Source organism: Pseudomonas sp. B22129 (genome assembly GCF_044218875.1).
GTDB lineage: Bacteria > Pseudomonadota > Gammaproteobacteria > Pseudomonadales > Pseudomonadaceae > Aquipseudomonas.
In genome coordinates this window covers 3931097-3953654 of record NZ_CP162592.1, presented here as the reverse complement: position 1 = coordinate 3953654, position 22558 = coordinate 3931097, and the positions used below count along the sequence as shown (strand labels likewise).

General features: G+C 59.4%; 19 protein-coding genes. 10 read left to right on the top strand and 9 right to left on the bottom strand.

Going from position 1 to position 22558, the window contains the following annotated elements:
- Nucleotides 1-94: 94 nt before the first annotated feature.
- From AB4P94_RS18240 to AB4P94_RS18225, 4 genes are all read right to left on the bottom strand, one after another.
- Entirely contained in the window at nt 95-1510 is a 1416-nt protein-coding gene (locus AB4P94_RS18240) for an LLM class flavin-dependent oxidoreductase (protein ID WP_395606760.1), read from the bottom strand.
- On the bottom strand, nt 1510-1836 hold the full coding sequence (locus AB4P94_RS18235) for an acyl-CoA dehydrogenase (RefSeq protein WP_395606759.1): 327 nt from the start codon (nt 1834-1836) through the stop codon (nt 1510-1512). Before AB4P94_RS18235 ends, AB4P94_RS18240 begins: the two co-directional genes overlap by 1 nt.
- A gap of 11 nt (nt 1837-1847) precedes the next feature.
- Nucleotides 1848-3044 carry an SfnB family sulfur acquisition oxidoreductase gene (locus AB4P94_RS18230; protein WP_395606758.1) on the bottom strand — a complete coding sequence of 399 codons (1197 nt, stop codon included), beginning with the start codon at nt 3042-3044 and terminating at the stop codon, nt 1848-1850.
- A 154-nt stretch (nt 3045-3198) separates the two neighbouring features.
- Entirely contained in the window at nt 3199-3762 is a 564-nt protein-coding gene (locus tag AB4P94_RS18225; protein ID WP_395606757.1) for a helix-turn-helix domain-containing protein, read from the bottom strand.
- A 92-nt stretch (nt 3763-3854) separates the two neighbouring features.
- Here AB4P94_RS18225 and AB4P94_RS18220 point away from each other — a divergent pair, with 92 nt between their 5' ends.
- From AB4P94_RS18220 to AB4P94_RS18190, 7 genes are all read left to right on the top strand, one after another.
- A complete protein-coding gene (locus AB4P94_RS18220) occupies nt 3855-4784 on the top strand; it encodes a DMT family transporter (protein WP_395606756.1) in 930 nt (309 codons plus the stop codon).
- Nucleotides 4785-5025: 241 nt separating this feature from the next.
- Entirely contained in the window at nt 5026-7947 is a 2922-nt protein-coding gene (locus AB4P94_RS18215; RefSeq protein ID WP_395606755.1) for a monovalent cation/H+ antiporter subunit A, read from the top strand.
- On the top strand, nt 7947-8291 hold the full coding sequence (locus tag AB4P94_RS18210; RefSeq protein ID WP_003192163.1) for a Na+/H+ antiporter subunit C: 345 nt from the start codon (nt 7947-7949) through the stop codon (nt 8289-8291). Before AB4P94_RS18215 ends, AB4P94_RS18210 begins: the two co-directional genes overlap by 1 nt.
- The gene (locus AB4P94_RS18205; protein WP_395606754.1) at nt 8288-9970 is read left to right on the top strand and encodes a monovalent cation/H+ antiporter subunit D; all 1683 of its coding nucleotides are present in this window, start codon (nt 8288-8290) and stop codon (nt 9968-9970) included. The genes AB4P94_RS18210 and AB4P94_RS18205 overlap by 4 nt, the downstream gene beginning before the upstream one ends.
- Nucleotides 9967-10455: a Na+/H+ antiporter subunit E gene (locus AB4P94_RS18200; RefSeq protein ID WP_395606753.1), complete on the top strand. Its 489-nt coding sequence runs from the start codon at nt 9967-9969 to the stop codon at nt 10453-10455. Before AB4P94_RS18205 ends, AB4P94_RS18200 begins: the two co-directional genes overlap by 4 nt.
- The gene (locus tag AB4P94_RS18195; RefSeq protein WP_395606752.1) at nt 10452-10730 is read left to right on the top strand and encodes a K+/H+ antiporter subunit F; all 279 of its coding nucleotides are present in this window, start codon (nt 10452-10454) and stop codon (nt 10728-10730) included. The genes AB4P94_RS18200 and AB4P94_RS18195 overlap by 4 nt, the downstream gene beginning before the upstream one ends.
- Nucleotides 10727-11065 (top strand): Na+/H+ antiporter subunit G, encoded by a 339-nt coding sequence (locus tag AB4P94_RS18190; protein ID WP_395606751.1) that lies wholly within the window; start codon nt 10727-10729, stop codon nt 11063-11065. The genes AB4P94_RS18195 and AB4P94_RS18190 overlap by 4 nt, the downstream gene beginning before the upstream one ends.
- A 125-nt stretch (nt 11066-11190) precedes the next feature.
- Here AB4P94_RS18190 and AB4P94_RS18185 read toward each other — a convergent pair whose 3' ends face one another.
- Nucleotides 11191-11649 (bottom strand): HIT family protein, encoded by a 459-nt coding sequence (locus AB4P94_RS18185; protein WP_395611356.1) that lies wholly within the window; start codon nt 11647-11649, stop codon nt 11191-11193.
- Between the two features lie 101 nt (nt 11650-11750).
- On the opposite strand from AB4P94_RS18185, the gene AB4P94_RS18180 reads away from it, so the two are divergent.
- Nucleotides 11751-12314, top strand: a complete 564-nt coding sequence (locus AB4P94_RS18180; RefSeq protein WP_395606750.1) for a dihydrofolate reductase family protein — start codon at nt 11751-11753, stop codon at nt 12312-12314.
- A 44-nt stretch (nt 12315-12358) separates the two neighbouring features.
- Here the strand turns inward: AB4P94_RS18180 and AB4P94_RS18175 are convergent, their stop codons facing one another.
- The 4 genes from AB4P94_RS18175 to AB4P94_RS18160 form a co-directional block, all read right to left on the bottom strand.
- Nucleotides 12359-13444: a hypothetical protein gene (locus AB4P94_RS18175; protein WP_395606749.1), complete on the bottom strand. Its 1086-nt coding sequence runs from the start codon at nt 13442-13444 to the stop codon at nt 12359-12361.
- Nucleotides 13445-13846: 402 nt separating this feature from the next.
- Nucleotides 13847-17509: a hypothetical protein gene (locus tag AB4P94_RS18170; RefSeq protein ID WP_395606748.1), complete on the bottom strand. Its 3663-nt coding sequence runs from the start codon at nt 17507-17509 to the stop codon at nt 13847-13849.
- Between the two features lie 423 nt (nt 17510-17932).
- A complete protein-coding gene (gene cysS / locus AB4P94_RS18165) occupies nt 17933-19321 on the bottom strand; it encodes a cysteine--tRNA ligase (protein ID WP_395606747.1) in 1389 nt (462 codons plus the stop codon).
- Nucleotides 19322-19340: 19 nt separating this feature from the next.
- The gene (locus AB4P94_RS18160) at nt 19341-21041 is read right to left on the bottom strand and encodes a glutamine--tRNA ligase/YqeY domain fusion protein (RefSeq protein ID WP_395606746.1); all 1701 of its coding nucleotides are present in this window, start codon (nt 21039-21041) and stop codon (nt 19341-19343) included.
- Nucleotides 21042-21289: 248 nt separating this feature from the next.
- Here AB4P94_RS18160 and AB4P94_RS18155 point away from each other — a divergent pair, with 248 nt between their 5' ends.
- Nucleotides 21290-21790: a peptidylprolyl isomerase gene (locus tag AB4P94_RS18155; protein ID WP_017734190.1), complete on the top strand. Its 501-nt coding sequence runs from the start codon at nt 21290-21292 to the stop codon at nt 21788-21790.
- Nucleotides 21791-21792: 2 nt separating this feature from the next.
- Nucleotides 21793-22542 carry a UDP-2,3-diacylglucosamine diphosphatase gene (gene lpxH / locus AB4P94_RS18150; protein WP_395606745.1) on the top strand — a complete coding sequence of 250 codons (750 nt, stop codon included), beginning with the start codon at nt 21793-21795 and terminating at the stop codon, nt 22540-22542.
- Nucleotides 22543-22558 lie beyond the last annotated feature (16 nt).

Below are 22558 nucleotides of genomic sequence, written 5' to 3'. Positions count from 1 at the left end.
TAGATCAAACAATGAAGATCAAATGTGGGAGCGGCGGTGCGACGATTCGACTTGCTCGCGAAAGCGGTGACTCAGTCGATATCAATGTTGAATATTAGTCCGCCTTCGCGAGCAAGCCCGCTCCCACAGTGGCCTTATGTATATCCGACAAATTGCGGTAGCCCGCGCCCGGGTGATTGGCGCCCAACCGCGCGCCCTCGCCAAACAGCTTCTCGCGCAACGTGCCCTGAGCATATTCAGTCTTGTACACACCGCGTTTTTGCAACTCCGGCACCAGCAGGTCTACCGCGTCGATAAAGGTTTCATGGGTCAGCGCATAGGCCAGGTTGAAGCCATCCACGTCGGTTTCTTCGACCCACTCCTGCAGCAGGTCCGCGACGGTTTCCGGGCCGCCGACGAACAGCGGGCCGAAGCCGCCGATACCGACCCAATCCGCCAGCTCGTTGGGCGTCCAGACCTTGTTCGGGTCTGCCGTGGAGAACGCTTCCACCGCCGATTGAATCGCGTTGGTGTGCACATGCTTGAGCGGCTCGTCGGGCTTGAACTGGCTGAAATCGATGCCGGTCCAGCCGGAGATCAGGGCCATGGCGCCTTCATAGCTGACGTAGGATTTGTAGTCGTCGAACTTGGCTTTGGCCTTGGCGTCGGTCTCGCCAACGATCACCGTCTGCAAGTTGAAGATCAGGATTTTCTTCGGATCACGCCCGGCCTCGGCGGCGCGACGACGGATGTCGGCGACGGTTTTTTTCAGCAGCACCTTGGACGGCGCCGCCACAAATACACATTCGGCCTGCTCGGCGGCGAACTGCTTGCCGCGGCTGGACGCACCGGCCTGATAGAGCACGGGCGTGCGTTGCGGTGACGGCTCGCACAGGTGGATGCCGGGCACCTGGAAATGCTTACCGACATGGCGAATTTCGTGGATCTTGCTCGGGTCGCTGAAAATCCGGCGCTCGCGGTCACGCAGCACGGCTCCCTCCTCCCAACTGCCTTCCCAGAGCTTGTAGCAGACCTCCAGGTATTCCTCGGCATAGTCATACCGTGCGTCGTGTTCGGTCTGGGCTTTCTGGCCGAGGTTTTTGGCGCCGCTTTCCAGGTAAGAGGTGACGATGTTCCAGCCGATGCGGCCTTTGGTCAGGTGGTCGAGGGTGGAAAGCCTGCGGGCAAACGGGTACGGATGCTCGAACGACAACGACGCCGTCAAGCCAAACCCCAAGTGTTCGGTGACCAGCGCCATCGGCGCGATCAGCGACAGCGGGTCATTGACCGGCACCTGGGTCGCTTGGCGAATCGCCGCGTCGCCGTTGCCGTTGTACACGTCATAAATGCCCAGCACGTCGGCGATAAACAGGCCATCGAACTTGCCGCGCTCGAGGATTTTGGCGAGATCGGTCCAGTATTCCAGGTCCTTGTACTGCCACGAGCGGTCACGCGGGTGCGCCCACAGGCCGGGGGATTGGTGGCCGACACAGTTCATGTCGAAGGCGTTCAAGCGGATTTCACGGGACATCAAAGCACTCCGTTAAGGTGGTAGTTGCCGACGACCTGATATTTGTGGCGCAGGGGATCATCCAGCGTCGGCGGCAGCTCGGTGCGCTGCCCGGTTAGTTCGAACTCGGTGGCACTGGCAAACAGCAAGGCCTCAGCGGCGGCGATTTGCGCCTCTGTCGCAGCCACCGGGCCGGGGTGAGTTTCGGCGCGTTCAAGCAAAGCGGCGGCGACATCGACGCGTATCTGCAGGTCACCGAAACGGCTGATCACATAGGGGTCATCGCTTTGGCCGACATGGCGCAGGGTGTTGTCCAGCAGTTGGCGCGCGAGGTTGAGTGCGGTCATGGTCAAGTTCCTCAGTTCCAGGCGTGGCGCGCAGGCTTTACGCCGTTGAGCACAAAGTTGCCGATCAGGTGGTATTTCCAGCGCGCCGGGTCGTGCAGGGTGTGGGTGCGCGCGTTGCGCCAGTAACGGTCGAGGTTGTGTTTGCCGGTAACCGAGCGGGTGCCGGCCAGTTCGAAGAGCTTGCTGCTGGCGAGCAACGCGGTTTCAGCGGAGAGCACTTTGGCCTGGGCGACAACAAAGGACGCGTTGGCCACGGTGTCTTCATTCGGCTCGGCAAGGGCCAGGTCTACGGCTTTACCGGCTTTGGCGAGGATGGCTTCGGTGCCGTGAACGCGCCACTCCAGGTCGCCGATGGCCGCGAGGGTGAACGGGTCTTGCCAGCCATGATCCTGCTGGCTGTCGATCCAGGGGCGGGCCTGGCGAGCGTAAATCTTGGCCTGCTCGAGGGCACCGAGGGCGATGCCGGTGTCGACGGCGGCCTGGATGATCTGCGAAATCGGGCCGTTGGCGGTGGGTTGGTCGAACGCCCGGTGAGCCGGGATAACCGCGCTCAGGGGCACCGCCACGCCGTCGAGGGTCACGCCCCCGCTGGCGGTGGTGCGCTGGCCGAAGCCATCCCAGCTGTCAACCACGCTGAGGCCGGGCGCATCGCGTTCAACAAACGCGATAAATGCCTGGTCGTTTTCGTTGTTGCCGACGGTGGGCACGATATGGGCGAACAGCGCGCCGGTGCAGTAGAACTTCTCGCCGTTGATGTGCGCGGTGTCGCCGTCAAAACGGATTTGCGTCTCGAAGGTGCCGGCGTTTTTGCTTTTGGCTTCGGAGAACGCATTGCCGAAGCGGTAGCCTTGCAGGACTTTTCCGAAGTAATGCTGCTTTTGGGCTTCAGTCGCGGTTTGCAGGAGGATGTCCACCACGCCCAAGTGGTTCTGCGGAATTTGCCCCAGTGACGGGTCAGCGGCGGAAATCAGCTTAATGACCTCGGCCACCGTCACATAGGACACTTGGGCGCCGCCGTAGGCTTTGGGAATGGTGATGCCCCAGAGGCCGCTGGCGGAGAACTCGTCGAGTTCGGCCACGGGCAAGCGGCGCTCACGGTCACGCACGCTGGCCTCGACGGCGAAGCGTGCGGCCAGGCGGGTCGCCACCTCGATGGCTTCGGCGTCCGAGCGGATGATATGGGCAGGGTGTTGAGGGTGGGCTGACATGGGCCGACTCCAGGCTCCGATGGGATACAGGAGTGATTGCAGGAGTCGTGCCCGAATTTAATCGCCAATAAATTCAGCGGTTTGCCGGCCATTCAACGCAGTGGAGCGCGTTTCAAACCAGCAAAGTGTGCATCCACTGTTGCCAGGCGAACAGTTAGATCACCACGTTGCGCACAAAGCGCACAGACACATCGCCGTCATTGCGATAACCATGGACGTGGCGGCTGGCGAACATATAAAACTCACCGGCAGCGACACGCTTTTCTTCCTCACCCACCAGCAGCGTGAGGCAACCTTCGAACACAAACAGTTGCACGCTCCAGCCTTCCGGGTCGGGATCAGGGCTGTAGCGATCGCCGGGTTCCAACTGCATCTCCCACAACTCGACCTCACGCCGCGCCGTGGCTTTGGCCAGCAGTACCGCCTTGCTGCCGGGGATGTCACCGGCCCAGGCCAGCTCGTTGATACGGCTGTGGTCGGGGGCGTCCGGGGCCTGGATCAGGTCGCTGAACGCAACATCCAGGGCTTCGGCCACGCGGTCCAGCGTAGACAGGCTGACGTTCTTTTCGCCCGCTTCGATGGCCACCAGCATGCGCCGGCTGACCCCGGATTTTTCCGATAGCGCGGTCTGGCTCAGGTCCGCAGCATGGCGCAGCCGTCGGACATTCTGGCTGACGTGTTGCAGCACCGAAGCGCGTTGTGGATTTTCTTTGTGCACTATATTGCTCAATGGGTGGATGTGCGCAGTATACTGCCCAGCGTGCGGCGCATTGTGCGGTCCGTACCTTTCCCTTGCAAGACCGAGCCGCCATGACCACCCCGAACACTTCCCCTCGTTTCAACCGTTTCAGCAAAGCCGAATGCATTCTGGTGGTGATCACCATGATCTGGGGCGGCACCTTTTTGCTGGTGCAACACGCGATGACCGTCAGCGGCCCGATGTTTTTCGTCGGCCTGCGGTTTGCGGCGGCGGCGATTGTGGTGGGTTTCTTTTCCTTGCGAACGCTGCGCGACCTGACGTTGTTCGAGTTGAAAGCCGGGGTATTTATCGGCGTGGCGATCATGTTCGGCTACGGGCTGCAGACCATTGGCCTGCAAACCATCTTGAGCAGCCAGTCGGCGTTCATCACCGCGCTGTATGTGCCGTTTGTGCCTCTATTGCAGTGGCTGGTACTGGGCCGTCGCCCGGGGTTGATGCCGAGCATCGGCATCATGCTGGCGTTTACCGGTTTGATGTTGCTGACCGGGCCTGCCGGGGCCTCGCTGAATTTCAGCCCCGGCGAGATCGCGACCTTGATCGGCGCGATCGCGATTGCCGCCGAGATCATTTTGATCAGCGCGTTTGCCGGGCAAGTGGATGTGCGCCGGGTGACCGTGGTGCAACTGGCCACCGCCTCGGTGCTGTCGTTCATGATGGTGGTGCCGATGGGCGAGGCGCTGCCGGGGTTTTCGTGGCTGCTGCTGTTCAGCGCGGTGGGCCTGGGCTTAACCAGTGCGGTGATCCAGGTGGCGATGAACTGGGCGCAGCAGAGTGTTTCACCCACGCGGGCCACGTTGATTTATGCCGGTGAGCCGGTGTGGGCCGGAGTGGTCGGGCGGATTGCCGGGGAGCGTTTCCCGCCGATTGCGATGGTCGGCGCGGCATTGATTGTGGCGGCGGTGATTGTGAGTGAAATGAAGACCAAGGGGCAGAAGGCGCTTGAGTTGCAAGACGAGCTGGAGCAAGAGCGACAGGGATAGGTCCGGACTCGGTCAAATGTGGGAGCGGGCTTGCTCGCGAATGCGATGTATCAGTTACAAATGTGCTGACTGACCCACCGCTTTCGCGAGCAAGCCCGCTCCCACACTTGAAGTTGGTGCCTGAAACAATGCCAAACGGGGGTTTTCGGCCTACCTTGTAGGATCCTGCCACATGTTGCCGTTTGGTGATCGAGAAAGCGGCACGTATGATGCATCCCAAACTCCCGCAGATTAGAAGCCTATGTCCCTGATAGTTCTACTGCTTCTGCCGTTCATTGGCAGCTGTCTGGCGGCCTTGCTGCCGCACAATGCACGTAACACCGAATCCCTGTTGGCCGGCCTTGTGGCCCTGGTCGGCACCCTTCAAGTCGCCCTGCTCTACCCCCAGATCGCCCACGGTGGCGTGATCCGCGAAGAATTCATGTGGTTGCCCAGCCTGGGCTTGAACTTCGTGTTGCGCATGGACGGTTTCGCCTGGTTGTTCTCGTTGCTGGTGCTCGGTATCGGCACACTGGTGTCGCTGTATGCGCGCTACTACATGTCGCCGGATGACCCGGTGCCGCGCTTCTTCGCGTTTTTCCTGGCCTTCATGGGCGCCATGCTCGGGCTGGTGATTTCCGGCAACCTGATCCAGATCGTGTTCTTCTGGGAACTGACCAGCCTGTTCTCGTTCCTGCTCATCGGCTATTGGCACCACCGCGCCGATGCGCGGCGCGGTGCCTACATGGCCTTGATGGTCACCGGCGCCGGAGGCTTGTGCCTGCTGGCGGGCGTGATGCTGCTGGGGCATATCGTCGGCAGCTACGACCTGGACCAGGTGCTGGCGGCGGGCGATCAGATTCGCGCGCATCCGCTATACCCGGTCATGCTGGCCCTGGTGTTGATCGGCGCGCTGAGCAAAAGCGCGCAGTTCCCGTTCCACTTCTGGCTGCCCCACGCGATGGCGGCCCCCACGCCGGTTTCGGCGTACCTGCACTCGGCGACGATGGTGAAGGCCGGCGTGTTCCTGCTGGCCCGCCTGTGGCCGTCGCTGTCCGGCAGCGAAGAATGGTTCTATATCGTCGGCGGTGCCGGCGCGATTACCCTGCTCCTCGGCGCTTACTGCGCCATCTTTCAGAACGACCTCAAGGGCCTCCTGGCCTATTCCACGATCAGCCACTTGGGTTTGATCACCCTGTTGCTGGGCCTGAACAGCCCGCTGGCCGCCGTCGCCGCGGTGTTCCACATCCTCAACCACGCAACCTTCAAAGCCTCGCTGTTCATGGCCGCCGGTATCATCGACCACGAAAGCGGCACCCGCGACATCCGCAAACTCAGCGGCCTGGTGCGGTTGATCCCGTTTACCGCCACCCTGGCGATGGTCGCCAGCGCCGCCATGGCTGGCGTACCGTTGCTTAACGGTTTCCTGTCCAAGGAAATGTTCTTCGCCGAAACCGTATTTATCTCGTCCACCGCCTGGGTGGAGTTTGCCCTGCCGGTGATCGCAACCATCGCCGGCACCTTCAGCGTGGTCTACGCGCTACGGTTTACCGTCGACGTGTTCTTCGGCCCCACCGCCACCAACCTGCCGCACACGCCACATGAGCCGCCGCGCTGGATGCGCGCACCGGTCGAATTGCTGGTGTTCACTTGCCTGCTGGTGGGCATTTTCCCGGCCCAGGTGGTTGGTTCGATCCTCGCCGCCGCAGCCTTGCCCGTGGTCGGCGGTGTGCTGCCCGAATACAGCCTGGCCATCTGGCACGGCTGGAATGCGCCGATGATCATGAGCCTGGTGGCCATGAGTTGCGGTGTGGTGCTGTACCTGCTGCTGCGCAAGCAACTCAAGCGCGGGCGCTTCAAATACCCGCCGCTGATCAGCTACTTCAACGGCAAGCGCGGTTTCGAGCGCTGCCTGGTGGTGATGATGCGCGGCGTGCGCCGGATCGAGAAGCGCATCAGCACCAAGCGCCTGCAAACCCAATTGTTCCTGCTGGTGCTGGCGGCAGTGATCGCAGGCGTGATCCCGATGCTCAACAGCGGCCTCAGCTGGGGCGACCGGCCGAAGATTCCAGGCTCCATCGTGTTCGTGACCCTGTGGCTGCTGGCAATCGCCTGCGCCCTGGGCGCCGCCTGGCAAGCCAAATACCACCGGCTGGCAGCCCTGACCATGGTCAGCGTGTGCGGGCTGATGACGTGCATCACCTTCGTGTGGTTCTCGGCGCCGGACCTGGCGCTGACCCAACTGGTGGTCGAGGTGGTCACCACTGTGCTGATCCTGCTGGGCCTGCGCTGGTTGCCACGGCGGATCGAAGAGGTCTCGCCCCTGCCAAGCTCACTGCGCAAAGCGCGCATCCGCCGTCTGCGTGACTTCCTGCTGTCGACCGTGGTCGGTGGCGGCATGGCGCTGCTGTCCTACGCCATGCTGACCCGCCAGACGCCCAACGACATTTCCTCGTTCTACTTGAGCCGCGCCCTGCCCGAAGGCGGCGGCAGCAACGTAGTGAACGTCATGCTGGTGGATTTTCGCGGGTTCGACACCCTCGGCGAAATCACCGTGCTCGGCGCCGTGGCGCTGACGGTGTACGCCCTGCTGCGCCGCTTCCGCCCGTCAAAGGAAAGCATGCAACTGCCCGCGCAACAGCGCCAACTGGCACCGGATGTGGCCACCGACCTGGTCAACCCGCGCCAGGCCAGCGACACCGCACTGGGCTTCATGATGGTGCCGGCGGCGCTGGTGCGCCTGCTGCTGCCGATTGCGCTGGTGGTGTCGTTCTACCTGTTCATGCGCGGCCATAACCAACCGGGGGGTGGCTTTGTCGCCGGCTTGGTGATGTCGGTGGCGTTTATCCTGCAATACATGGTCGCCGGTACGCAGTGGGTCGAGGCACAGATGAGCCTGCGGCCGATGCGCTGGATGGGCTTCGGCCTGTTGTCGGCGACCCTGACCGGGCTCGGCGCACTGTTTGCCGGTTACCCGTTCCTCACCACCCATACCTGGCATTTCAGCTTGCCGGTGCTGGGCGATATCCATATCGCCAGCGCCCTGTTCTTCGACGTCGGCGTGTACGCCATGGTCGTCGGCTCCACGCTGCTGATGCTCACCGCCCTCGGCCACCAGTCCGTGCGGGCCCATAAACCGAGCAACCAGGCCAAGGCCGTTGCCGCAACGGAAGGAGCCGCCTGATGGAAGAAGTCATCGCAATTGCCATTGGAGTCCTGGCGGCCTCCGGCGTCTGGCTGATTTTGCGGCCACGTACATTCCAGGTGGTGATGGGCCTGTGCCTGCTGTCGTACGGGGTCAACCTGTTCATTTTCAGCATGGGCAGCCTGTTCATCGGCAAAGAGCCGATCATCAAGGACGGTGTGCCGCAAGACCTGCTCAACTACACCGACCCACTGCCCCAGGCGCTGGTGCTGACTGCCATCGTGATCAGCTTCGCCATGACCGCCTTGTTCCTGGTGGTGTTGCTCGCCTCCCGGGGCCTGACCGGCACGGACCACGTCGACGGCCGGGAGCCCAAGGAATGAATTGGGTCAACCAACTGATCGTGGCGCCGATCCTGCTGCCCTTGCTGACCGCCGCCCTGATGCTGATGCTGGGCGAGAAGCGCCGGCCGCTCAAGGCACAGATCAATCTGATCTCCAGCCTGCTCGGCCTGGGCATCGCGATTCTGCTGTTGTACTGGACGCAAAAAGGCGGCCCTGGTTCGATTGGCGTGTACCTGCCGGGCAACTGGCAAGTGCCATTCGGCATCGTGCTGGTGGTGGACCAGTTGTCCGCACTGATGCTGGTGCTGACCGGGATCATCGGCGTGAGTGCGCTGCTGTTCGCCATGGCCCGCTGGGACCGCGCGGGCACCAGCTTTCATGCGTTGTTCCAGATCCAGATGATGGGTTTGTACGGCGCCTTCCTGACCGCCGACCTGTTCAACCTGTTCGTGTTCTTCGAGGTGCTGTTGGCGGCATCCTACGGCTTGATGCTGCACGGCTCGGGCCGCGCACGGGTGTCTTCGGGACTGCATTACATCGCGATCAACCTGTTGGCGTCGTCGCTGTTTCTGATTGGCGCGGCGATGATCTACGGGGTGACCGGCACGCTGAACTTTGCCGACCTGGCATTGAAAATTCCGCTGGTGCCGGAGGCTGATCGCGGCCTGCTGCATGCGGGTGCGGCGATCCTCGCGACAGCGTTCCTGGCCAAAGCCGGCATGTGGCCGCTGAACTTCTGGCTGGCACCCGCCTACTCCTCGGCCAGCGCGCCGGTGGCGGCGATGTTTGCGATCATGACCAAGGTGGGCGTGTACACCGTGCTGCGCTTGTGGACCTTGCTGTTCTCCGGCCAGGCCGGAGCCTCAGCGCTGTTTGGCGGCGACTGGCTGGTGTATGGCGGTATGGCGACCATCATCTGCGCCGCTCTGGCGATGGTGGCGGCGCAACGCTTGGAGCGTATGGCCAGCCTGAGCATTCTGGTGTCGGCGGGGATTTTACTGTCCTGCGTCGGTTTTGCTCAGCCGAGCCTGACCGCCGGTGCGCTGTTCTACCTGGTCAGCTCGACCCTGGCCTTGAGCGCACTGTTCCTGCTGGCCGAATTGATCGAGCGTTCGCGCTCGGCCAATGATCTGCCGCTGGACGAGGAAATCGATGCACTGCCCAAAGCGATGGAATCCTTGCACCCACGCCCCGGCGTGAACCTCGATGACGAGCAGAAAGCCGTGGTCGGCCAGGTGATTCCCTGGACCATGGCGTTCCTCGGCTTGAGCTTTATCGCCTGCGCCCTGCTGATCATCGGCATGCCGCCATTGTCCGGGTTTATCGGCAAACTCAGCCTGTTGAGTGCGCTGGTCAATCCAATGGGGCTTGGCGTCAGTGTGGATGAGCCGATCCGGCCTGCTGCCTGGGGGCTGGTGGCGTTGCTCATCCTGTCCGGCCTGGCCTCGCTGATCGCCTTCGCCCGCCTCGGTATCCAGCGTTTCTGGACCCCCGAAGAACGCCCCTCACCGCTGCTGCGCCGCTATGAGTGCGTGCCGATTTTCTTCCTGCTGGGTTTGAGCATCCTGCTGACCTTCAAGGCGGAACCGTTGATGCGCTACACCCAGGCCACCGCCGACAGCCTGAACAACCCGGAACACTACGTGATGGCCGTCATGGCTACGCGCCCGGTCCCGAGCCCTGAAGCCAAGGCCGCCATGCTGGAGGTGCAGCCATGAAACGCCTGTTCCCTGCGCCATGGCTGTCACTGGCCTTGTGGTTGTTGTGGCTGGTGCTGAACCTGTCCGTGAGCCCCGGCAACCTGTTATTGGGCGCGCTGCTGGGCTTTCTCGCACCGCTGCTGATGGCGCCGCTGCGGCCGTTGCCAATCCGTATCCGCCGGCCTGGCGTGATCATCCGCCTGTTTTTTCTGGTGGGCCGCGATGTGATCGTCTCCAACCTGCAAGTGGCCTGGGGCGTATTGACCTGCGGCTCCCGCCCGCCACGCTCACGCTTCATCAAAATCCCCCTGGACCTGCGCGATCCGAACGGCCTCGCCGCGTTGTCGATGATCACCACCGTGGTGCCTGGCACCATCTGGTCGGAACTGGCGCTGGACCGCAGCGTCCTGCTCTTGCATGTGTTTGATCTTGAGGATGAAGCGCCGTTTATCGAGCATTTCAAGACCGCCTACGAGCGGCCCCTGATGGAGATCTTCGAATGAGCACCCTGCTCTCCAATACAATCCTGTTCAGCCTGTTCCTGTTCTCCCTGGCCATGGTGCTGACCCTGGTGCGCCTGTTCAAAGGCCCCTCGGCCCAGGACCGGGTACTGGCGCTGGATTACCTGTACATCCTGGCCATGCTGATGATGCTGGTGCTCGGCATTCGCTATGCCAGTGACACGTACTTTGAAGCGGCGCTGCTGATTGCGCTGTTCGGCTTCGTCGGCTCGTTTGCCCTGGCGAAGTTCCTGCTGCGTGGCGAGGTGATTGAATGATGCCGTTATGGGTGGAAGTGATCGTGGCGGTGCTGCTGGTGCTGAGCAGCGTATTTGCGCTGATTGGCGCGATTGGGTTGCTGCGGATGAAGGATTTCTTCCAGCGCATGCACCCGCCGGCACTGGCCTCGACGTTGGGCGCGTGGTGCGTGGCGCTGGCGTCGATTGTGTACTTTTCGGTGCTCAAGTCCGGGCCGGTGTTGCACGGCTGGCTGATTCCGGTTTTGTTGTCGATCACGGTGCCGGTGACGACGTTGCTGCTGGCGCGCACGGCGTTGTTTCGCAAGCGCATGGCCGGGGATGATGTGCCGGCTGAAGTCAGCAGCCGTCGCTGATTTCTCAGGCGAACACAGTAAAAAATGTGGGAGCGGGCTTGCTCGCGAATGCGGTGTATCAGAAACACATATAGTGACTGACACTCCGCTTTCGCGAGCAAGCCCGCTCCCACATTGGGTTCTCGCTAGGCAAAAGATCTGATGTGCTTCGCCAACTCCGCAAGTGCACCATCATCCGCCCGCGCATGGTCGTGGGACGAGATATAGCCTTCATAGGCCTCGAAAAACTTGTCCACCTTCGAGCTCAGCGGTTTGAACCTACTGTCCGACCCGGTCCCGTGCATGGGAAACAACTTCGCATGCAGGTGGTCCACGCCATACCCCTCCATGATCAGCCCCGTGCGCGCCACATCGGGAAACGCCCGGTCGATCTGCAAGGCCGTCTTCTTCGCCGCCACCGCAAGCGCCGCCAGCACTTCATCCGACTGCGCAAACGCATAGCTGCCGTAATGCTGCTTGGGGATCACCACACTGAAACCCGGGGTGTTGGGGAAGATCGAGAGGAAGGCCATGTGCTGGTCGTCTTCCCACAGAATGTGGGCCGGCGCGGTTTTGCGGACAATGCTGCAGAAAATACAATCCATTTTAATCACTGCCATTTTCGTCATGAGTTGAGTCGTGGGGCTATCTAAAGCTACGATTCGGCGCTCGTCAAAACAAGCAGGAAAAAGGAGATTTAACCCACATGGAAATCAAGTGCTCCGTATTTATCGCAGCCAGCGTTGACGGTTTCATTGCACGGCCTGACGGTGACATTGAATGGCTTCACCGCCCCGAATACGAAACCGCCGCTTTGAATGGCGTGACGTATGAACACTTCATCGCCACTGTTGATGCCTTGGTCATGGGTCGCAAGACTTTGGAGAAAGTCCTGTCCTTTCCCGAGTGGCCTTATGAGGGTTTGCCTGTGATCGCGCTGTCTCACCAGGCGCTGGAGATTCCCGCGCATCTACAGGGCAAGGTGGAAGTGCTGGCGGCGGATGTGGGCACACTGGTCAAGCAGTTGGCCGAGCGCGGCATGAAGCATCTGTATATCGACGGCGGGCAGACCATTCAGTCGTTTCTTGAAGCGGGCTTGATCGATGAATTGATCATTACCCGAATTCCGCTGCTGCTGGGGCAAGGGATTACGTTGTTCAGCATGGTCGGCAGCGAGCATGAACTCCGCCATATCGACACCTGCGTGTCGCAGAACGGATTTGTTCAGAGCCGGTATCGAGTGACAGGACCCAATCAATCGATACCGTAAAGACTGGAAAAACACATCAAACCATGAAACGTAGATTACCCGGTTCAGACAAGGGCCAGCGCGTATGAATCAGCTGGCGGATACCAACCCTGATTACCCCAAACCTCCTCTCGCCCGTTAACCACCGCAAGAGAATGAGAGAAGACCGCGCCTACAAAGTTGGTGACGTAGTGATCCACAATACCCAACTGCCCATACGCCAAGTTTTCAGCGGTGGTGTGTCGAATGTGATCACTCAAACCCAAACGCCGCAGCCCATCATACGTATACCCCATATTGTTGATGCTATACAAAGCACTATCGAAACCCCGTCCAGCATAACCTTTGTTATTTTCGATTTGCGCCCGCTTTGCACTTACGGCATACAAAAAATAAGCATCCGCCAGCATCGCATTATCCGAGCCACGAAAATCGGATCTGTAGATGGCGTCCGCTAACTCATTCTTGGAAAGATAGAGCCTGAACCCGTCTCGCATCGTTACGTCATAGCCATCGCCCGACACTTTCACTTGGGTGAAAATATCGGAGGGTTTCTGACCAAACCTCATCATTGCGGCCTTTATTGACGAAACCGTGGTGCAGTTCGCTTTGTTCGGCCCCTGATAAAAACCATTCCAGATATTGCCGTGTTCATTGCCTACTCCGGGCCTTCTACCGGGGTTACTTGTATCTGTGTAGTAGTCATACCGGCTGATCGGCGCACTGTATGCCTGGTTGTTTATATAGTGCGGCGTACGAAGTGTGGGTTTATTGAAAAATTCGCGATATTGGTCAAGGTCGCGTTTTTTTCTAGGCAGCGGTGAACTACTTGTCTGCGGGGAAACTTGCTGCATGGGCTGGCTAACTGCCGTCTGCGATGCTATGCGGCCATCCAGGGTTTGAATCAGGTCATTGAGATTGTTCTTGAACATGCCGCTACCGGCCTTGTCGTGAAGCGACTTTAACTTGCCAGACAGATTTCGCGCTGCCTGTGCCTTGGCAGGGGGCGTCGCGAGAGACAGTTCATTGAGCAATTGCTTAACCGCAGCCATGTCAGCTGCAGATACAACAGGGCCGGATTCCGACCGCCCCACAGTTGGCGCATAACCAACGCCTCTGACCATCATCCCTGTCACAGCTGAGTTCAACATCTTTAACTCTCCGACTGATTGACGAGCCTCACTGGGCTCCGACGCATTCTGTGGTAGAGCAGACGTTGACAGTTCCATACCCAATGTAGGCTCGCCGCACCCGTCATCATGGAATTGTTACCAACCGTTGGAGTACACAGCCCTTTGAAACCGTCGCGCAGACAACTGCGAGAAAAAACCCGATTGCTCGGGGCGTTTTCAATTCAGCAGACAACGCGTTATGCATACAGGTAACACAGAGCACCACGGGATGTATTGCCAAGTTGAGTGCAGGAGCAAGCAAAATCGCACGGAATTTTCCGGCAGCGTTTTAGGGTTGCCGCTCGGAAAGCAGCTCGCTAATCTTCGATCATCTTGAAAAACCTGTGGGAGCAAACGCCTCCCACAGGTTAGCCCAAGGTATCAAGCAGCGGCGGGGACAAAGCCAACCAGAGGGGCACCGAATGGCTGGTCACTGCGGGGATCAATCGCATACCACTGGCCGTCTTCCTGGATGGCCTCAAGGGTAACCTGGCTGACAGTACCCTGCACCTTCGGCGGCGTTGCGGAGGCTGCCCTCAGCATCTCGGAAAAGACAGGTGTGGAATCCTGGATGAAACGGGCTTTTTCGAAAACATCAGCGGGTACAAAAATCCCCATCCCTACTTTCGTGGGCACGCCTTTGCGGGTGCGCTGCAAGAATTTCAAAAGATTGCCGGGCTGACTCGCCAGCCCAAGAAAACCTTCTGCAGGATTGAATATGCCACGAAGTAACGCAGTACCCTCTGTATTTAACGCAGAACGAAACATCTGACCGTTTAGCCCTGAAGCCAAACGTACTGCCTTCCAGGCTTTGTAGCCGGCCTGTAACCCTCCAGTACCGGCGAATGACATCACATCGATCAGCAAGCCTTTGAAGCCATCTTTAACGTCGCCTTCAATCATGCTGACTATAGGACCGACGAACGAAATCATCGAAACCAGTGCCCGACCGTTTTCCTTTGTCATCAGCCGATCAATGTAACCCCGGGCGGTGTCTTCGCTGGGCAGTACCGCATTTGCATGACTGATGAGTTCTTTACGATGCCCGCTGTAGTTACCGATGTAGTTACCGTGAAGGATAGTGTCAATAATTGCTTGGGTCTTGGCGGAGTTGAAGGTATCAGGCACCCAGTCCTCAGGTTTTTCACCATGCCCTTTGGTAGCTGATGCTGCCAACGAAGTCCCTACTTTGGAAAGGATTGCGTTGGACGTGTAGCCGGGGCGTGGGGGCTGGCCCGTCAGGTAAGCCTCGAAGTCAAACGGTTGGGACGAGCCTCGCAAGTAGCGAACCCGCTTTGTGTTAAACCTGCCGACGCTCTCATTCACGGTTTGAATCCGGCCGTCAAGTTTCAGATCCGACCTTGAAAGATCGGCGGTCCGGTTAATGACTGTCCCGGAGGTCGGAAAATACTCGTAATAACGCTTTTTCCCCTCGTATTCACTGCACAGCAATACGCCGTGCCACCCTCGGTTTTCAGCGACCTTATTGCCCTTGGCGGCATCCTGCGGTTGTGATTCACCGGTTTCGCGCCGCAACCTGTAGACGCTGACCGTGCCCCACTCCAGCGCCTGCCGGTCCTCTAAGGGCAAGTTCGCAAGGGTCATCTTCATGAGGCCAGGCATCGCGCCTTTGACATCATGCAGATAGCGGTCAACTGCCCCGGTTACTTGATCGGCAATTTTGGGGAGTGACTTTATCCGTGACTCAAACTGCGCTTGCGTCACGTGCGGATGCGAGAAGCCAAACCATCCCTCGTGTAAATCCCCCGTTGCATAAGCCTCAAGCAACGTGGGCCGTTTGGCGTTTGTGCCCTGCCCCCACTGGGTAAACTTGGTCGCGGGTTTTCTCAAGGTGATAGTTTCGAGCTCAGCGCCCGTCAATTCCGGAAATGCCTCCTTCAGCGCCTTTATTGCCAGGCTGGTGCGAGTAGGTGGCGCCGTGCCGAGAGTTTTGATCGAATGCTCGACCACTGTGTTGCTCTGGGTAATGCCTTGCGTTGCCTTGCGATAGTCCTCGGGAGTGTATTTGCCATCAGGGCGTGGCGTTACACTCCCGCTCATCACACCCATCTGCAGCGAAACCCTGGTACCCAGCGCAACCGCCAGAGCCTTATGTTCGGGCAGAACGCCCTCCAGTTTGGTTAGTGCACCAAGCTCATTGACATTCATACCGCGGCTGGAGCCGGCTCCGCCCCACACTTCGGCCAAAGCGCTCCCCAGGGCGAGCGTCATCCACGCCGGGCTCCCCAGGCGGATCTGATCCACAGGCACACGCAATGGCCCAGGGGTTTTTGCCAATTGCTGCAGATCAGGCTTCACCAGAAATTCCGGTGCGGCATGTGCGAGAAAAAGATGAGCGACCAAGGGTGCTGCGCGCGCACTCACGCCCTTTTTTTCCGTCAGGTATTTTTCAAAGTCTTTACGTATTGAGCCTAACTCACGCCCCATGTTTTTCGGCGCGTAAAAGTTATACCCGGCAGCGGTGCCCGGAACGCCCGGCACGTTCGAGTCCACACTGAGCATGATAGTGGCGGCCACCAGCTTTTTTTGGTCCAAAGCCGACACCTCCCAATTGACCCCTTTCTTATACCAACCCACTGCATTTGCGAGCTCCTTGCCCCAGGCTTGAGCCTCTGGCGTATTGAGCAACTGCACCCAGATTTCTTCGGCCTTGGAAGCGGCCTGCCCCGGGTCAACATCGGTCACGATACGGCGCCCCATCACCGTGCCTATCGTATTGGCGCCATACTTCTGATCCGTCGCTAACGCCGCCAGTGTCTGCTTGTTGGCGTCCGACAAGCTTCCGGGAGCCCACTCTTGAGGGAGCAGCGTCGCATAATTTCCGATCGATGCGGGCGGTGCAAAGCGGGTTCTCAACCAATTTGCAGCCGCCCGAGCCTCACCTGCCTTTTCAATTGGCCCCAGGTTCATGGAGATCGCCACTTGACGCAAATCGTGGCGTTCCTCGGTATAAAGCGCGTTCCCCAGTTTTTTGGTCAACTCCGAAATCGCTGCCAATTCAGTTTTCAACACTGGAGTCCAGCCTTCGCCATCAGGCACGTCCTGCCACTTTTGCGATATAGGCTGCAATACCTGCAGTTTGCCTTCATACACACGCAGTGGCTGGTCCGGCAAATTTTCTGCCATTTCCTTAATAATGGCTCGAACCTCGGGGCGCGCCACGAACGCGTCCAAGCGTGCACGGGCATCGTCATCGTTCTTCAACGGGTTTGTGCGTGAGACCTCAAAATCTATATCCGACAATGCCAGCCTTTCGCTGTCCACCAAGCCTTTGGCCGCGTCTTCCAAAGCATCTGCCAGGTTGTCCCGATCATCCTGCTGGTCAATATCGCGTTTGCCCCGCTCAAGCGCGAGTTGGCGGCTGCGCGTTTGCGCCGTAGAGAGCGCGGGCCAACCCGCCTCAGTAGCGGTTACCAAGGCTTGCGCTTCTCGCGGGGAAGTCGCTGGGGTTACCCCATAAAACCTCATCGCAACATTTCGGGAAATGTTCTGGCTGGATTCATTTACGTAAGGCACACCTTTATTAAGGGGGTCCAATGCTTCAAGCACACTCATGAGCCGGCCGCTGACCTGCCACCAGCCGGAATTGTCTTGCAAGGTATAGCTCTTGAACGCGACCTCACCTTTGTGTGAGACAAACCCCGAAATACCCTGTTTGCTGATAATGACCGAATCGAGGAAAAAACCCTTGCCCCTGAGCCACGCCATAACCTCCAGCTTATTCACAACATGTTTGTAGATTTTGAACGGCTGCGAAATCAGCGAGTGCTCGGGCACCATCACCGCTGCATCAGGCACACCTGATATTAGCGAAATAATGTCTGTCTGCAGGAAATGGTCCGCGGTTTCAGCGTGAGAAGTCGGAGCCCCCAAAATGCCCAACGTCCTGTGCGGCGGATTAAGGGGTATCTGCGAAGACTCACGTTTCTGACGTGGCAGGCCGGCGCCTTCCTGCACTGCAGCACCGAGCGCCAGCTGCCTCAAGGTTGCGGGTTGCTCGCCAGACTCCAACGCCTTGTGCATGCCTGAGCGTGACGATTCGAGAGAGCGTTGCTGACCCTCCTGCAACGGGGAGGATTGGGCAGATGCCGTGCTTTGGCTTGAAGGGCTGAGCGGAGGGGAAAGGTCAGAACGGGCCGGTAGCACATTCACCGGTGCAACAGAGGGGGTTTCGTGTACAGGTTGCAGCAACATGGAGACTGGCATATTCATTACTCTATAGAGAGATGGCTGAAAATGTCCTCATCCTGAGAACCGTCCCCCTCAAATTAGAAAGAACGCCAAACCGCCTGCTATCAGGAAAAACCCGTTCGCCATAGAAAAAATCCGAGGCACCTAACCATTGCGTGACGGCCCTCGAAGCCACCAACCTGCCCAGCCCCGCTGAAAAAACACTTAAAAAAAGCCCCGAACCAGTCGGGGCATTTTTTACTCAGCCGTTACCGATCAGACCTGATCCGCCAACCGCCACGTCGTCCCACCCTTGCCGTCTTCCAACACCACGCCCATGGCGGTGAGTTGGTCGCGGATACGGTCGGATTCCGCCCAGTCTTTATTGGTACGCGCGGCCAAACGCGCCTGGATCAGCGCGTCCACTTCAGCCGCATCCACACGCCCTTCAGCGCCGGCTTGCAGGAAGTCCTCGGGCTTCATTTGCAGAACCCCAAGCACGCTCGCCAGTTCTTTCAAGCGCCCCGCCAGGCCAGCCGCTGCATCGAGATCGCTCTCACGCAGACGGTTGATCTCGCGCACCATCTCGAACAGCACGGCGCAGGCTTCCGGGGTGCCGAAGTCGTCGTTCATGACTTCGGTAAAGCGGGCCACAAAGGCTTCGCCGCCGGTAGGCGCCACGGATGGCAAGCCTTTCAACGCGTGGTAGAAACGCTCCAGGGCGCCCTTGGCGTCCTTGAGGTTGTCTTCCGAATAATTGATGGCGCTGCGGTAGTGGCTGGACACCAGCAGGTAACGCACAACCTCCGGATGGTACTTTTCCAGCACGTCGCGAATGGTGAAGAAGTTGTTCAAGGACTTGGACATCTTCTCGCCATTGATGCGGATCATGCCGCAGTGCATCCAGGCGTTGGCGTAGGTCTTGCCGGTGGCCGCTTCGCTTTGGGCGATTTCGTTTTCGTGGTGCGGGAACTCCAAGTCGCTGCCGCCGCCATGAATGTCGAAGGTGTCACCCAGGCAGCAGGTGGACATGACCGAGCATTCGATGTGCCAGCCCGGACGCCCGGCGCCCCATGGCGACTCCCAGCTCGGCTCGCCCGGCTTGGTGCCTTTCCACAGCACGAAGTCGAGCGGGTCCTGCTTGGCTTCGTCGACTTCGATGCGAGCGCCAATGCGCAGGTCTTCGATTTTCTTGCGCGACAGCTTGCCGTAGCCCATGAACTTGGCGACGCGGTAATACACGTCGCCATTGCCCGGGGCGTAGGCGTAACCCTTGTCGATCAGGGTCTGGATCATGCTCAGCATGCCCGGAATGTGGTCCGTGGCACGCGGTTCCATGTCCGGTTTCAGGATGTTCAGACGCGCTTCATCCTCGTGCATCGCGGTGATCATGCGCTCGGTCAACACATCGAACGGTTCGCCGTTCTCGCGCGCCCGGTTGATGATCTTGTCTTCGATGTCGGTGATGTTGCGCACATAGGTCAAGTCATAACCGCTGAACCGCAACCAGCGGGTCACCAGGTCGAAGGCCACCATGCTGCGGCCGTGGCCGATGTGGCAGTAGTCGTACACGGTCATGCCGCACACGTACATGCGCACCTTGTTGCCATCCAGCGGCTTGAAGACTTCTTTGGTCTTGCTGAGTGTGTTGTAAATCGTTAGCACGACAATTCCTTAGACTGAATCACTGGCCCCACGAATCACGCAAGGTCACGGTACGGTTGAATACCGGCTGACCAGGTTTCGAGTCCTTGATATCCGCGCAGAAGTAACCTTCGCGCTCGAACTGGAAACGGTCTTCCGGCTGTGCTTCGCCCAACGAGGGTTCGGCACGACAACCAGTGAGTACTTGCAGGGAGTCAGGGTTGATGTTGTCGAGGAAACTCGCGCTGTCTTCGGCCTTTTCCGGGTTCGGCGAACGGAACAGGCGATCGTACAGGCGCACTTCGCACTCGATGCTGGCGGCAGCCGGCACCCAGTGGATCACGCCTTTCACTTTACGGCCTTCCGGGTTCTTGCCCAGGGTGTCCGGGTCGTACGAGCAACGCAGTTCTACGATGTTGCCATCGGCATCCTTGATTGCTTCGTCGGCGCGGATCACATAGCTGCCACGCAGGCGCACTTCGCCATTTGGCTCCAGGCGCTTGTAGCCTTTTGGCGGCTCTTCCATGAAGTCATCGCGGTCGATGTAGATTTCACGGGCGAACGGCAGCTTGCGCACGCCGAGTGCTTCGTTTTGCGGATGACGTGGCAGTTCGAGGTTGTCGACCTTGCCTTCCGGGTAGTTGGTGATCACGACTTTCAACGGGCGCAGCACACACATGGCGCGCGGGGCGTTGGCGTCGAGGTCCTGGCGGATGCTGAATTCGAGCATGCCGAAGTCAACCACGCCGTCGGAACGGTTGGTGCCGACCATGTCGCAGAAGTTGCGGATCGATGCTGGCGTGTAGCCACGGCGACGGAAACCCGACAGCGTGGACATGCGCGGGTCGTCCCAGCCGTGCACGTGCTTTTCATCGACCAGTTGCTTGAGCTTGCGCTTGCTGGTGATGGTGTAGTTCAGGTTCAGGCGGCTGAATTCGTACTGACGCGGGTGCGCCGGTACCGGCAGGCTGTCCAGGAACCATTCGTACAGCGGTCGATGACTTTCGAATTCCAGGGTGCAGATGGAGTGGGTGATGCCTTCGATGGCGTCCGACTGACCGTGGGTGAAGTCGTAGTTGGGGTAGATGCACCACTTGTCACCGGTTTGATGGTGATGGGCGTGGCGGATGCGGTACATGATCGGGTCGCGCAGGTTCATGTTCGGCGAGGCCATGTCGATCTTGGCACGCAGTACACGGGCGCCGTCCGGGAACTCACCGGCGCGCATGCGGGCGAACCAGTCCAGGTTCTCTTCCACCGAACGGTCGCGGAACGGGCTGTTCTTGCCTGGCTCGGTCAGCGTGCCACGGTATTCCTTGGCCTGTTCCGGGCTCAGGTCGTCAACGTAGGCCTTGCCGGCCTTGATCAGCTCGACGGCCCAGTCGAACAATTGGTCGAAATACTTGGAGGCATAGCGCACTTCACCGGACCATTCGAAGCCCAGCCACTTGATGTCGCTTTCGATGGCGTCGATGTATTCCTGGTCTTCCTTGGCCGGGTTGGTGTCGTCGAAACGCAGGTGCGTGACGCCACCGAACTCCTGGGCCAGGCCGAAGTTCACACAGATCGACTTGGCGTGACCGATGTGCAGGTAGCCGTTGGGCTCTGGCGGGAAACGGGTGACGATCTGCGTGTGCTTGCCCGAATCCAGGTCCGCCTGGATGATCGGGCGCAGGAAATTGACCGGGACGGCAGGTCCGGCCTTGGAATTCGAGGTAGGGTCGACAGTGGGCTTGCTCATAGGATCCTTGAACAGACAGGTACGTGGCCGGGTCAGGCCAGATAAAACAAAGGCGATATCATAGCTGATGCTGTCAAGTACCTGACAGAGCGAGGCCGAAAACTGCTGCATTTAATGCACCGGCGGTAAAAAACCACCTCGAAATTCCTGCCGGGCACGCTAAACTGCGCGCCTTGGCCGAAGTTTTGCCAAACCGGTAAGGCGCTGCAGGCGTCTACACCCACGAATTCCTTGAAAGAGAAACGACCATGACTCAAGTCAAACTGACCACCAACCACGGTGACATCGTCATCGAGCTGAACGCCGAGAAAGCGCCGATCACCGTCGCCAACTTCATCGAATACGTAAACGCCGGCCACTACGAAAACACCGTTTTCCACCGCGTGATCGGTAACTTCATGGTCCAGGGCGGCGGTTTCGAGCCTGGCATGAAAGAAAAGAAAGACAAGCGCCCAAGCATCCAGAACGAAGCGGACAACGGCCTTTCCAACGACAAGTACACCGTCGCCATGGCCCGTACCATGGAGCCGCATTCGGCCTCTGCGCAGTTCTTCATCAACGTGGCCGACAACGCCTTCCTGAACCACAGCGGCAAGAACGTGCAGGGTTGGGGCTACGCGGTATTCGGTAAAGTGACCGAAGGCCAGGACGTCGTCGACAAGATCAAAGGCGTGCAGACCACCGGTAAAGCCGGTCACCAGGACGTTCCGGTAGAAGACGTTATCGTCGAGAAAGCCGAGATCATCTAAGCGTGATATTGCTTATTTCAGATCTGCATCTGGAAGAGGAGCGCCCGGACATCACCCGGGCGTTTCTGGATCTGCTCCACGGCCGCGCCCGTGGCGCCCAGGCGTTGTACATTCTGGGGGACTTCTTTGAAGCCTGGATTGGCGATGATGGCATGACCCCCTTCCAGCGTTCGATTGGCGAGGCTCTGCGTGAGCTGAGCGACAGCGGCACCCAGATTTTCATCATGCACGGCAACCGCGATTTCCTGATCGGCAAAGCGTTCTGCAGAGCAGCAGGCGCCCGTTTGCTCAAGGACCCGAGTGTCGTGCAGTTTTACGGCGAGCCTGTGCTGTTGATGCACGGCGACAGCCTCTGCACCCGCGACCTCGGCTATATGAAGCTGCGGCGCATCCTGCGCAACCCGGTTGTGCTGTTCATCCTGCGCCACCTGCCTCTGAGCACCCGCCACAAGCTGGCGCGCAAGCTGCGCAGCGAAAGCCGTGCGCAAACACGCATGAAGGCCAACGACATAGTTGATGTGACGCCCGAGGAAGTGCCGCAGGTGATGCAGCAGTTCGGCGTGCGCACCCTGGTCCATGGCCATACCCACCGCCCAGCCATTCATAAGCTGCAGATTGGTGATCAGGCGGCCAAGCGTATTGTGCTGGGGGACTGGGACAAGCAGGGCTGGGTGTTACAGGTGGATGAGCAAGGGTTTCAATTGGCGGCGTTTGATTTTGTGAACCCGCAGTTGGCACTGCCTGGGGCCTGAACCTCAAACACCGCTG